Source organism: Paenibacillus sp. EZ-K15 (assembly GCF_002573715.1).
Classification (GTDB): Bacteria; Bacillota; Bacilli; order Paenibacillales; family Paenibacillaceae; genus Paenibacillus_AQ.
This window is the reverse complement of sequence record NZ_PDHM01000001.1, coordinates 17,867-30,350: the sequence shown is the minus strand read 5'-3', so window position 1 is coordinate 30,350 and position 12,484 is coordinate 17,867. Positions and strand designations below refer to the sequence as shown.

At 49.8% G+C, this 12,484-nt stretch carries 12 protein-coding genes; 1 reads left to right on the top strand and 11 read right to left on the bottom strand.

Annotated features, from left to right (window positions below):
• Window positions 1-62 precede the first annotated feature (62 nt).
• The 5 genes from spoVT to pth form a co-directional block, all read right to left on the bottom strand.
• Window positions 63-605 carry a stage V sporulation protein T gene (spoVT, locus tag CRG97_RS00160; RefSeq protein ID WP_098741223.1) on the bottom strand — a complete coding sequence of 181 codons (543 nt, stop codon included), beginning with the start codon at window positions 603-605 and terminating at the stop codon, window positions 63-65.
• Window positions 606-933: 328 nt separating this feature from the next.
• Entirely contained in the window at window positions 934-2,019 is a 1,086-nt protein-coding gene (locus CRG97_RS00155) for a peptidylprolyl isomerase (RefSeq protein ID WP_098741222.1), read from the bottom strand.
• Window positions 2,003-5,530: a transcription-repair coupling factor gene (mfd, locus tag CRG97_RS00150; RefSeq protein WP_098741221.1), complete on the bottom strand. Its 3,528-nt coding sequence runs from the start codon at window positions 5,528-5,530 to the stop codon at window positions 2,003-2,005. The genes CRG97_RS00155 and mfd overlap by 17 nt, the downstream gene beginning before the upstream one ends.
• Before the next feature lie 186 nt (window positions 5,531-5,716).
• Window positions 5,717-5,947, bottom strand: a complete 231-nt coding sequence (locus tag CRG97_RS00145; protein WP_098741220.1) for an anti-sigma-F factor Fin family protein — start codon at window positions 5,945-5,947, stop codon at window positions 5,717-5,719.
• Window positions 5,948-6,075: 128 nt separating this feature from the next.
• Window positions 6,076-6,639 (bottom strand): aminoacyl-tRNA hydrolase, encoded by a 564-nt coding sequence (gene pth / locus CRG97_RS00140; RefSeq protein ID WP_076326543.1) that lies wholly within the window; start codon window positions 6,637-6,639, stop codon window positions 6,076-6,078.
• Between the two features lie 106 nt (window positions 6,640-6,745).
• Here pth and CRG97_RS00135 point away from each other — a divergent pair, with 106 nt between their 5' ends.
• Window positions 6,746-6,946, top strand: a complete 201-nt coding sequence (locus CRG97_RS00135; protein WP_098741219.1) for a hypothetical protein — start codon at window positions 6,746-6,748, stop codon at window positions 6,944-6,946.
• Between the two features lie 152 nt (window positions 6,947-7,098).
• On the opposite strand, the gene CRG97_RS00130 is transcribed toward CRG97_RS00135, so the two are convergent.
• From CRG97_RS00130 to CRG97_RS00105, 6 genes are all read right to left on the bottom strand, one after another.
• On the bottom strand, window positions 7,099-8,052 hold the full coding sequence (locus CRG97_RS00130) for a ribose-phosphate diphosphokinase (RefSeq protein ID WP_006207421.1): 954 nt from the start codon (window positions 8,050-8,052) through the stop codon (window positions 7,099-7,101).
• An 81-nt stretch (window positions 8,053-8,133) separates the two neighbouring features.
• Window positions 8,134-9,528 carry a bifunctional UDP-N-acetylglucosamine diphosphorylase/glucosamine-1-phosphate N-acetyltransferase GlmU gene (glmU, locus tag CRG97_RS00125; protein ID WP_098741218.1) on the bottom strand — a complete coding sequence of 465 codons (1,395 nt, stop codon included), beginning with the start codon at window positions 9,526-9,528 and terminating at the stop codon, window positions 8,134-8,136.
• Window positions 9,529-9,638: 110 nt separating this feature from the next.
• The gene (gene spoVG / locus CRG97_RS00120; RefSeq protein WP_006207419.1) at window positions 9,639-9,923 is read right to left on the bottom strand and encodes a septation regulator SpoVG; all 285 of its coding nucleotides are present in this window, start codon (window positions 9,921-9,923) and stop codon (window positions 9,639-9,641) included.
• Between the two features lie 183 nt (window positions 9,924-10,106).
• A complete protein-coding gene (gene purR / locus CRG97_RS00115) occupies window positions 10,107-10,934 on the bottom strand; it encodes a pur operon repressor (protein ID WP_071221086.1) in 828 nt (275 codons plus the stop codon).
• 109 nt (window positions 10,935-11,043) lie between these two features.
• On the bottom strand, window positions 11,044-11,898 hold the full coding sequence (gene ispE, locus CRG97_RS00110) for a 4-(cytidine 5'-diphospho)-2-C-methyl-D-erythritol kinase (RefSeq protein ID WP_098741217.1): 855 nt from the start codon (window positions 11,896-11,898) through the stop codon (window positions 11,044-11,046).
• A 178-nt stretch (window positions 11,899-12,076) separates the two neighbouring features.
• Window positions 12,077-12,259: a small, acid-soluble spore protein, alpha/beta type gene (locus tag CRG97_RS00105; RefSeq protein ID WP_076326546.1), complete on the bottom strand. Its 183-nt coding sequence runs from the start codon at window positions 12,257-12,259 to the stop codon at window positions 12,077-12,079.
• Between the last annotated feature and the right edge of the window lie 225 nt (window positions 12,260-12,484).

The window sequence follows — 12,484 nt, the reverse complement described above, 5'->3', positions numbered from 1 at the left end:
GCCGATTGACCCTGTGATCAACGTTCAGCGGGAGTCTCCATCCAAGGATTCATGTCCTCGTCTTATTGTTCCATTTGCTTGCCGAGGAAGCCTGCGGCGGTTTCAGACATCTTCACTTCCATCTCACCCATGTTCACGGATTCGTCCTTGTTCATCAGCACGACACTGCCAATCGGGTCGCCTCCAGCAATGATAGGCGCAGCGACAAAAGCGGATAAAGTTTCCGGATTGTCTTTGCTGATCTCATACGTACCACTGTTGCTTTCCAGCACCGTCTTGCGATTTTCCATGCAGTTTTCCAGAAGGTTGCCGATCGGCTTGTCCAAATACTCCTTCTTGGAGCCGCCTGCTACGGCGATAAATGTATCACGGTCCGATATGATCGTGATGTGACCTGTGCTCTCATAAAGGGACTCTGCGTATTCCTTCGCAAAATCGCCCAATTCACCGATCGGTGAATATTTCTTCAGAATGACTTCTCCATCCCGGTCAACGAAAATTTCCAGCGGGTCACCTTCGCGAATCCGCAGTGTGCGTCTAATTTCTTTTGGAATGACCACGCGCCCGAGGTCATCAATACGGCGGACGATACCAGTAGCTTTCATGTCACTTGTTGCCCCACTTTCATAAGAAGATTTTTCAACTACTGTTCCATTCGGGAAGAGGATGTCCCCAGGTATATAAGAGTTAATGTCTGACCATAGTATTCATCCATTCCCAATTCCTTATACATCATCTACCCTCTGTTGGTTGCGAAATCCAAAAATAAATATCATTCGAAAGAGACGGATGTCAGGGGAGAAAAAATCCATAACGCGCTATTTCGCACGTTATGGATTCGAAGATCCCACCATTTGATCATGCGCTAGCCGTAACATCCGGCATTATCCGCAGCGCATTACAATATCAATCGCCCAGTCCTTGTCCGGGGGCTTATTTACCCGTGTCTTCCTTGCCTGCATCCGGTGTTTGATCACCTTCCGCAGGTTTGTCCGTGGTACCGTCTTTCTTCTGGTCTCCCGTACCTTCGGCAGGCTTGTCCGCGTTCTCACTCTTCGGAAGATTCATGCTCTCAATCAGGTCGTTGAGCTCATTCTGCATAAAGTTGTCGATCTTCGCCGAGGCAAGTTCATTTCGAATGCCTTCCTTTTGATCGGCAGGCAGCTTGTCGTAAGACACTTCCTCGCGCTTCTCTACTTTCATGACATGGTAACCGTAATCAGTTTCTACCGGATCGCTGATCTTATTAAGCTCAAGCGTCAGTGCCTTTTCCTTGAACTGCGGTACCCAAGTGCCTGCCGGTTTGTTCTCATACAGGCCTCCGCTGTTCTTAGAGCCCGGATCCTCGGAGTATTTCTTAGCGACCGCAGCAAAGTCCTCGCCTTTATTTAGCTTGGACTGTACTTCCTTGGCAATTTTGAGCGCCTCGCCTTCTGCTCTTTCCTTGCCTTCGGCATCCTTAAAACCAATCAGGACATGACGAACGCTAATGTTGGTGTAATCCTTCTTGTTCGCCTCGAATTCCTTCTTGATATTCTCTTCGGTTACCTGATTCTTCTCATATTCCATAACGGTCATGACGCGAAGCATATAATTTTTGAGATCGTCTTCCGTCAATTTCTGCGATTCTAGAGCAGCTTTAAACTGCTCCTCGCCCATTCCGCTCTTCTGCTGCTTTAACAAATCATCCGCTTGCTTCCCGGCAGCTTCCTTCGCTTTATCGTCAGCTTTGGCGTACAGGTATTCATAGGCTACCCCCTGTTTCGCCAAATACTCTTTAAATTCATCCATTTGTAAAAATTGGGCGTATTCCGGGGACATGAACTGAATCATGCGCTGTTCCAGATCAAATTCCTTCTCGGTAATCTCTCCACCCTTATATTTGACAATAACTTTGCTATTATCATTTTCGGTTCCCTTAGTCTTGTCGTTTCCGCACGCAGCGATCATCGACATGGATAGTACTGCTGTGATGGATACCATAAACATCTTCCATGCCTTGTTATTTCTTGACGGCATTTTGTAGTTCTCCCTTCAGGTTGAATGGCCCTTTTGCGGCCTCCAGGAATTGCTCCAGCAATTCTAACAGTTGTTGATCGGAAAGTCCCTTGCCTTTGATTCGAATGGCCATCGTCGGCCCTTGTTCAAATTGTACACGTCTTTCGAACATATTTCCAATTTGCGCAAGTCCTGCTGTATCAACCGCCTTATCCTGCCCTTCATAAAACTGCAGCAGCACATCATCGCCGCGCTGGATAATGGAGTCGATCCCGTACGTACGACCATATACCTTCAAGCGGGATACAGCAAGCAGGTTACTTACCGCAAGCGGCAGCTCACCAAAGCGGTCAAGCAGCTCATCCTCAAGCTCAGCCGATTCGTCGATAGACGAAACGACAGCCACTTTTTTATAAATTTCGATCTTCTGGATGCTGTCATAAATGTAATCAGACGGCAAGTAAGCATCAATCCCCAGATCGATGGAGGTGTTCCAGTCCTTCGATGGCAATGGCGGCTCGCCCAGCATGCTGACTTTGCGTTTTTGTATCTCCTCCGCCAGCATCTGTGAATACAGGTCGAACCCGACGGAAGCAATAAAGCCATGCTGCTCCGCTCCGAGTAGGTTGCCCGCGCCGCGAATCGACAGGTCCCGCATCGCAATCTTGAATCCGGAGCCAAGCTCCGTAAATTCTTTAATGGACTGCAGCCGCTTCTCGGCCACTTCGGTCAGCACCTTATCCCGCTGGTACGTGAAATAAGCATAAGCGATCCGGTTGGAACGTCCGACCCGTCCGCGCAGCTGATACAGCTGAGAGAGGCCCATTTTGTCCGCATCATGCACGATAAGCGTATTTACATTCGGGATATCCACACCCGTCTCAATAATGCTCGTACTAACCAATACATCGTATTCGCCGTCTAGGAAGTCGAGAATGGTCTTCTCCAGTTCCGTTTCCGACATTTGCCCGTGTCCCACACCCACTCGGGCCTCCGGTACCAGCATGGATATCTGGGCTGCCATCTCCTGAATGCCCTGAACCCGATTGTAGAGATAGTAAACTTGACCGCCCCGGGCCAGCTCTCGCTCGATGGCTTCCCGCACCAGGGTCTGGCTATGCTCTACGACATAAGTCTGCACTGGAAAACGGTTCTCCGGCGGTGTCTCGATCACGGACAAATCCCGAACGCCGAGCATCGACATATGCAGTGTACGCGGAATCGGCGTTGCCGTCAGCGTCAGCACGTCGACATTGGTCTTCAGCTTCTTCAATTTCTCCTTATGGGTTACGCCAAACCGCTGCTCCTCATCCACAATCAGCAGTCCCAGATCCTTGAACACAATATCCTGCGACAGCAATCGGTGCGTCCCGATCAGAATATCAACAGAGCCCTGCTTTACTTTCTTGATCGTCTCATTCTGCTCCTTACGGCTCCGGAAACGGCTCAGCACCTGAATGTTGATCGGATAATTGGCAAAACGCTCCCGGAACGTCTCGTAATGCTGCTGGGCCAAAATCGTCGTCGGTACCAGCACCGCAACCTGCTTCCCTTCGATCGCTGCTTTAAACGCAGCGCGAACGGCCACTTCCGTTTTCCCGTAACCGACATCACCGCACAGCAGCCGATCCATCGGCCGGTTCTGCTCCATGTCTTTTTTGATTTCGGTAATCGCTCGAAGCTGATCGGGTGTTTCATCATATGGGAACATGTCCTCGAATTCCTGCTGCTCCGACGTATCTTTCTCAAATCCGTACCCAGGCGCAGTCTGACGCTCGGCATACAGCTTGATCAGATCATCGGCGATATCCTGAACGGAAGAGCGAACCTTGTTCTTAACCCGCGTCCATTCATTTCCGCCCAGCTTGTAAACCTTCGGCTCCTTGTCTTCGGAACCGACATATTTCTGAATGAGATCGATCTGCTCAATCGGAACGGACAGCTTATCGCCCCCGGCATACAGAATATGCATGTAGTCCTTATGGATTCCGTTGATTTCGAGCGTCCCGATCCCCATATATTTCCCGATACCATGGTTTTGATGCACCACATAATCGCCGACTTTGAGCTCCGTATAACTCTTGATGCGCTCGGCGTTGTCCATATTCTTTGTGGTTTTGCGTGTTTTGCGCTGCTTCGAGGAGAACATCTCGCTCTCTGTAATAATGGCAGCATGAACCGAAGGCATCTCGAAGCCATTCTGCAGATGCCCCTCAAACATAACCGGTTCTTCGATGCCATAGTCCAGCAGTACCCGCCGCATGCGGTCCATCCGCTCCGCATCGCCTGCCAGCATCATGACCTGAACGCCCGACTTCTTCCAGCGCTCCATCTCAGCCTTGAGCACGTTCATCTGGCCATGGAAATCCTGCATGCCGCGCGTAATCACATTGACGATATTCTGCGGCTGCATTCTTGGCACCTGACGCAGGAAGATCGAGATCAGTAGACTTTGATAGGGATGCTGATAGATCAGTTCTTCCGTATCCAGTGAAAGCGGCAGATCCGGCAGCGATTTGCCATTCTGCATCAGATGCAAATTCCATTCCGCTTCATCCCGCTCCAACTGCTTGACTGTTTCTAACAGACGAGCAGGCTCATCCATAATCAGAATCGTATCCTTCGGCATGTAATCATATAAATTGGTCTTCTCCGGATACAACAGGGAGATATATTTATAGATTTCAGGGAAATATATCCGCTCGCGCAGCATCTCAACTTCCCGGTGCATTTCATCCCGCAGACGAAGCTTGGCCTGACGATCACTCATGCGCTCGAGCTGCATCTCCAGCAGACGGACCACCGTATCCGCTGTACGGCTGAGCCGCTCTGAATCTGCAATAATTTCCTTGCATGGTGTAATTGTGACTTCCCGGACCTTGTCAATCGAACGCTGATCCGCTGGGTCGAAGGTACGAATCGAGTCGATATCCTCATCAAACAGTTCGATGCGGTACGCCATGGTCGTTGTCATCGGATAAAAATCGATGATACCGCCGCGGACACTCATCTCGCCGCGGCTCTCGACGCGCTCCACCCGTTCATATCCCATCTCGATCATCTGGTTCAGGAAGGAATCCAGCACGAGTGTCCCGCCGTCATGAAGCACAATTCGTGCATCAGACATCACTTCGGGAGCGGGAAGCAGGCGACGCACGCCGGAAAATGGAACAACGACAATACCCCGGAAGCCTCTTGCACAACGGACGAGTACATCAATCCGCTGCGCCAGAGTCTCGGGGCTTGAAACGGCCGACTCGGCCGCTACCAGTTCATTCGCCGGGTATAACAATACTTGGTCCGGTGAGAGCGCTTCCTGTAAATCATCCGCAATTTTCTGGGCTGAAAACATATTATGAGTGACAACGAGCAGCGGGCGCTGCTGGTCCTGGTGCAATGCGGCCATTAAGATCTGCCTGGACGACCCAGAAAGACCGGAGATCAATTGCTCCCTCATGCCGGCTTGGACGCCAGCAGTTATGGATTTGAAGTCCGAATCCTTCGAAAATACATCAATAAGTGCTTGTAACAAAAGGGGCACCTCTCTTATGCAAAAGAAATGAATTTCCTAGACTCTATTTCTCATGGAATTTTAGACGATTGCCAAAAAATTATAACCGAAAAGAAGCCTTGAGCAAAACTGCCAAGGCTAGAGCAGCGGCAGAGCCTGCCGCTGTATGTCTTCTACCAAAAAAACGTCGTGTACCCCATTATACGCTCATTGCAGGGGATTTGCCAAAAGGCTAAGTTCCGGATGGGCTTCGAGGGCTTCTCTGCAATGATCGCAGGTTACCCGGACCATTACTTCTCCGTTAAAATCATAGGCTATTATATCCTTGCGTTCCTCAGGGGTCAAGGAATCAAATCCGAGACGAGCATCGGATACGTAATTGGAATCGATGCGGCCCTGAAACGCCCGACAGTGTCTGCAAACATAGGTTATCGCCATCATATGCCTCCTGAAGGTCGTGTATACCTTCAGTATGCCCGGATTTTCCTCGTTTAAGACTTCGATGTTACGGTTGCCCTATGACTTAGGAATCATCTCTTTGGATACTTCCATTCTATGATGCTTTTCTAAGACTTGTTAAACTTCGCCATCGTCTGTTCAAAGGTATGATCCAGACTGAATTCCAGCGCGTCACAGGTCTCCTCTACCATGCTCTGCAGCTGTTCGCGTTCCTTCTTCGGAAAAGTACCAAGCACATAATCCACAATCGCATAACCCGGCTCAGGCCTCGATATGCCCATACGAACACGGTTGAAGCTCTGAGTCCCGGTATGCTGAATAATGGATTTAATGCCATTATGTCCTCCAGCACTGCCCTGATACCGCAGGCGGATCTTACCGACGACGGTATCCAAATCATCATAGACCACAATCATGTCCTCAAGACTCACTTTATAATAATCCATATAAGCACGCACGGCCTCGCCCGAAAGATTCATGAACGTCATCGGTTTGATCAGGACGGTTTTGGTACCGCCAATCATCCCTTCGGCGATGACCGATTTGCATTTATTCTGGTTGAACTTCATGCCGTGTCGCTCTGCCAGTGCATCCAGCGCCATGAATCCAACATTATGGCGTGTCTTCTCATAATTTGAACCGGGGTTGCCCAGTCCGACAATCCATTTCATCACAGGTTGATTCCTTTCACGATTTATACTTTCTTCTTTGCGCATTTCTGAGTACAATATGAACAAAACCTATCGGCGTTATGCCTCATAAGAAGGTGAATCGGCATTGAAAGCTTTCGAACAGAAATTAACGCACCACAGCCATTTTCAATACCATATGAAGCATGGCATCCCTGTTCAAATCTATGAACTGGGTTGTCACATAGACGTGGGTCTGATCACGGCAGTCGACGCCTATTTTGTCGAGCTTGAGGGAACGCTGTACAACCGGAGTACGTTCACTTTTATCTCTAGGCCCGGATATTAACAAGCTTGCGCTCTATTAACAGGCTGAACTTATGAAAACGTTTTCTTTCCGGCTGTTCATCTGCTCTTGCTAACCAAAGCAGCAAAGTCTTTATAGCCGACAAGGGTTACATCTCCTCATGAGGAGATGTAACCCTGCCTTTACACGGTTTATTATTCTATTTCAAACAATTTACTAATCGACAATTCCTCATGAACCCGGATGATGGCTTCACCCATCAACGGAGCAACCGACAACACCGTCAGCTTGCTGCTCGGGTTCGGATTGGTGATCGGAATGGTGTCTGTTACAACAACTTCCTTCAGCGGGGAGTTTTCCAGTCGCTCATGGGCAGGGCCCGAGAGAACCGGATGTGTACAGCACGCGTAGACTTCCTTCACGCCGCCTTCCATCAACGCATTGGCACCCAGCACAATCGTACCGGCGGTATCGATAATGTCATCAATCAGAATAGCGGTCTTGCCTTCGATATTTCCGATAATGTTCATGACTTCACTGACATTCGGCTCCGGTCGGCGTTTATCGATAATAGCCAGCGGCGCATTCAGGAAATCAGCAAGCTTTCTCGCGCGAACCACACCGCCGTGATCCGGAGATACAACGACCGGGTTCTCGATCTGCTTTGAACGGAAATATTGGGCAAGAATCGGTACGCCGAGCAGATGATCCACCGGAATATCGAAAAATCCCTGAATCTGCATCGCATGCAGGTCCATCGTAATGACGCGATGAGCTCCTGCTTTTTCGATCAGGTTCGCAACCAGCTTAGCGGTGATCGGATCCCGCGAACGCGCTTTGCGGTCTTGACGGGCATATCCGTAATACGGAATAACCACGTTGATGCTCTTCGCGGATGCCCGCTTGAGCGCATCCACCATAACCAGCAGCTCCATCAGGTTATCATTCACCGGCAAACAAGTGGACTGCACAATATAAACATGGCAGCCCCGTACGCTTTCGGAGAGCTTTACTTGAATCTCGCCGTCGCTAAAGCTGGTTGTATGCGATTCCCCCATCGGAATGCCGATATAATCGGCGATCTGATGGGCAAGTTTAGGATTGGAATTACACGTGAATATTTTTAATTTAGAATCAAGATAAGTCATAGAATAAAAACCCTCCGTGCTGGTTCGTTGAATTAGGTATCCGATCACCGCTTCATATCTTGGTTAAGGAAGCAGGGATAATTACGATTTCTTGTTCTTCTTGGCGATGGCGCGTGCCCGGATCTTCTCTGCGTACCCTGGCTTGTTCTCCTGACGCTGTCTGGCGATGGCCAGATCATTGTCCGAAACGGAATGCGTAATGGTAGAGCCTGCAACAACGAATGCGCCCTTGCCCACCTTCACCGGTGCAATCAAATTCACATTACTGCCGATAAATGCATCATCTTCAATTTCGGTAATGGACTTATTATAACCATCATAGTTGACTGTAATCGCACCACAGCCGATATTAACGTTTTTGCCGACTTTGGCATCACCAACATAACTGAGATGGGATACTTTAGAGCCGTTGTCAATCGTGGCGTTCTTCACTTCGACGAAGTCGCCCACCTTTACATCGTCCCCCAGCTTGGCGCCTGGACGAAGATAAGCAAACGGTCCTACGGAGGTCCGGGAGCCGACTTCAGCGCTGCCGAGCACCGAATGTATGACGCTGGCGCCATCCGCGATAGCAGAGTCCTCGATTTCGGTATCCGGTCCGATCACGCAATCTTCACCGATCACCGTATTCCCTTTCAGGACGGTACCGGGATAGAGTACTGTATCTGAACCAATCTTAACATCAGCTCCGATATAGGTTGAAGCCGGGTCAATGATCGTAACACCGTTCAACATGTGCATGCGATTGATGCGCTCTCTCATGAAGCCTTCGGCTTCCGACAGCGCTAGGCGATCGTTAACGCCAATCGATTCGGCGTAATCATCCGTCTGATAAGCAAGCACGGTCTCGCCGGCTTGTTTCAAAATGCCGATGCAATCGGTCAGGTAATATTCCTGCTGCGCATTCTGGTTGGTTACATTATCCAGTGCAGCGAATAGCTTTTTATTGTCAAAACAATAGGTACCGGTATTAATTTCAGTGACTGCGTCCTCTTCCGGACTGCAATCCTTCTGCTCAACAATCCGAAGTGCGCTGCCATCCTCGCCTCGAATGACCCGGCCGTAGCCTTTCGGGTTATCCATATGCGCGGTAAGCACCGTAGCGGCCGCATTGTTGCTTTCATGAAGCTTCAAAAGATTCTCCAGTGTCTCGGACGTCACCAGCGGAGTATCCCCGCAAATGACAATCGTGGATCCTTCTTCACCGCCAAGTAATTCCTTGGCTTGCTTCACAGCGTGACCCGTTCCGAGCTGCTGCTCCTGCAGTACATACTCGGCTGCGTCTTGCAGATAAGCCCGAACCGTTTCCGCACCATGGCCTACGACCACAACACTGCGTTCACAGTTTACCTGCTGTACAGTTTGTAATACATGTCCGACCATCGGCTTGCCACAAACAGGATGCAGCACTTTATATAGTTTGGATTTCATACGTTTGCCCTGCCCAGCGGCGAGCACAATAGCAAATCTTTTCAAGGGCCATGCCTCCTCCTCTTGAACTCACTACTGAATATATATCATTCTACAAAAAAAGAAAAGAGAGCCACAGGTATGGCTCTCTTTTCCTTGAACCCCAATTGTAAATCTTAAGCGCCTTCTTCAATCACTTCTTCTTCAGTAGCCGCTCGCTCATACTCGGCCAATACAGCCGATTGAATTTTCTCGCGAGTACCGGAAGAAATGGGATGGGCAATGTCGCGGAATTCTCCATCAGGAGTGCGTTTGCTCGGCATTGCAACAAACATTCCATTGTTTCCGTCGATGACGCGAATGTCGTGAACGACAAATTCATTATCGATGGTAATGGATGCGATTGCCTTCATTCTCCCCTCAGAGTTAACACGGCGGAGTCTGACATCCGTAATTTGCATATGTGTTCACCACCTTTTTCCATCAGAGACTTGGTGTATAATTCCACACAGCAAACCAGAAATCCTTCTTTTTTCTAATACAAAATGTCCTAAAAACAGGAATTTTTTTTAGAATGTGATATTTTCGACAGACTTCGGGCTAATTCGAATGAAAACGCTATTATATCGACAAATATCGCGACTCTATTTTTCGAAGTAATTACCAGGGTTTACGGTAATTCTCTTCGTTTTGGAGTCCACATCGCTTAAGATGGCTAGTGAAATATAGTCCTCCAGAAGTCTTTCCTCGGTTTCCACCGCTCCTGACTCTACCAGCACACCGACACCTGCGACTTCAGCATTAAATTCACCAAGCAGATCGACCATTCCCTGAATGGTGCCGCCTGCCTTCATAAAATCATCCACGATCAGCACGCGAGAGCGTTCCTTGAGCGCCCGGCGCGATAATGACATGGTATGGATGCTCTTATGTGAGCCCGATACATAATTGATGCTTACGGCCGATCCTTCCGTCACTTGATGGTCCCGGCGAACTAGTACGACCGGCAGGTTCAATTGTGCCGCTGTCGCATAGGCCAGCGGAATTCCTTTGGTTTCCACGGTCATGACCACATCGATATCCCGGTCGGCGAACGCCGTGGCAATGATCTTGCCCGCCTCGTTCATCAGCGAAGGTTGTCCGAGCAGATCAGACATGTACAAATAACCGCCCGGCAGAATCCGATCCGATTGCTGAAGCTGCTGGCACAGCTCCTCCGCAAATCGCAAAGCATGATCTTTGCGCAGCTTCGGAATGTATCGGACTCCTCCCGCTGCGCCGGCTAGCGTCTGAAGCTCTCCGAGCCCCTCGCTCTCGAACACGTCCTTAATGATCGCCAAGTCCTCACTGATGGATGACTTGGCTGCTCCATATCGCTCAGCGAACGTTGTCAGCGGAATCAGCGTATGCGGTTTAGATAGTAAATATTGGGTCATATCGACCAATCGTTCGCTTCGTTTTAATTTTTTCACCTAGGGTTCCTCGCTAAATCCGAATATTATATGTTAAATATAACACCTTTGTACGTATTTATACAACTTTGTTTGAAATTCGACCCCGAATTGTCAAACATAACCGTTTCTAAGTCAGTAGGCGAACGGCATACACTTCCTTACAGAATCCCCGCAGGCCATTGTAAATCCGGGCTACCTTGGATTCCTTGGAGACGAGACCGAAGACCGTTGGACCGCTTCCGGACATGAGCGCACCGTCAGCTCCCAATTTCAGCATTCCTTCCTTCAGCTGCTGAACTTCCGGGTGCATCTTCAAGGTAACCTCCTCCAGCACGTTACCCAGCGATTGGCACATCTGCTGGAAGCTGCCTTGCGTAAGCGCCTCGATCATGCGCTCTGCCGATGGATGGCGCTGAATTTGCTCGCTGCGCAAACGGCCGTACACTTCCGCCGTCGACACATTGATCGGGGGCTTCGCCACGATCACCCAGCACTGCGGCGGGTTTGGGATCGGCGTGAGTACCTCGCCGCGCCCTGTAGCCAGTGCGGTGCCGCCGGTTACACAGAACGGCACATCCGAGCCGAGCTCTGCGCCCAGCGCGAGCAGCTCCTCCTGGGGGATACCCAGTCCCCAGAGGCGGTTCAAGCCGCGCAGTGTTGCCGCTGCATCACTGCTGCCTCCTGCGAGTCCAGCGGCAACGGGAATTTTTTTGTCCAGGTGAATATGCACACCCTTTTTCACGTCATAGCGCTCTTTGATTAGTCTTGCTGCCTGAAAGGCCAAATTCTTCTCGTCCAGCGGTATGTACCCTGCCTGTGAGGTGATGATGATGGTGTCCCGCTTCTGTTCGGACATTTCGAGCCGATCGGCGAGGTCGATCATCGTCATGACCATCTCTACCTCATGGAAGCCGTCAGGACGTTTATGAAGTACATCCAGCATCAAATTGATTTTGGCCGGTGCTTTTTCGTATATTTTCAAGAACGTTCACCTATCCTTAGCTTTTCCCATATGCTTGAACTTAACATATTCGAGGAAAAACATCTAATGCCTCTATATTAACAAACTCAGGCTTTGAAGTCATGGGACCGTTTGATGGGGGTAAACAAACAGGGGCTTCCGCTTAACCGGAAGCCCCTGCCGCGTTATGGTCTTTCTCTTACAGATCGGATTTGCTGGCTGCCCGCTCGGCGAGCTCAATCGCCCGCTTTACCATGTTGCCGGCATCCTTGGCCTTAATGCCTCCCCAGCCTTCTTTTTCCACGGTATCGTAGAACCCCAATTCCTTAGCCAATTCGGTCTTCAATTGATCGGACATAATGCTTCGTCTTCTCCTGCTCATCAATCCCGCCTCCTTGGAAAATGTATTGAGTATGGCATGAACAGCATCCGGCGCGATGCAGTGGCCTTTTACGAACCCCTGCTAGCTTAACCTCCTTCACCGCATATGAAACGAATGAAGAAGGCCTCGCGCAGCCTTAGTATATGTTCAACCCCCGCTTGTCATTCCCCGGATCGATGGCAACAAAAAACAGTCTCCCTGTTAGTGGAGACTGCTCTCTCATGA

Bases quoted from the DNA above. Each gene is read 5' to 3' on its own strand.
- spoVT (WP_098741223.1), bottom strand. From the start codon at position 605: ATGAAAGCTACTGGTATCGTCCGCCGTATTGATGACCTCGGGCGCGTG.
- CRG97_RS00155 (WP_098741222.1), bottom strand. From the start codon at position 2,019: ATGCCGTCAAGAAATAACAAGGCATGGAAGATGTTTATGGTATCCATC.
- CRG97_RS00145 (WP_098741220.1), bottom strand. From the start codon at position 5,947: ATGGCGATAACCTATGTTTGCAGACACTGTCGGGCGTTTCAGGGCCGC.
- pth (WP_076326543.1), bottom strand. From the start codon at position 6,639: ATGAAATGGATTGTCGGACTGGGCAACCCCGGTTCAAATTATGAGAAG.
- CRG97_RS00130 (WP_006207421.1), bottom strand. From the start codon at position 8,052: ATGACTTATCTTGATTCTAAATTAAAAATATTCACGTGTAATTCCAAT.
- spoVG (WP_006207419.1), bottom strand. From the start codon at position 9,923: ATGCAAATTACGGATGTCAGACTCCGCCGTGTTAACTCTGAGGGGAGA.
- CRG97_RS00105 (WP_076326546.1), bottom strand. From the start codon at position 12,259: ATGAGCAGGAGAAGACGAAGCATTATGTCCGATCAATTGAAGACCGAA.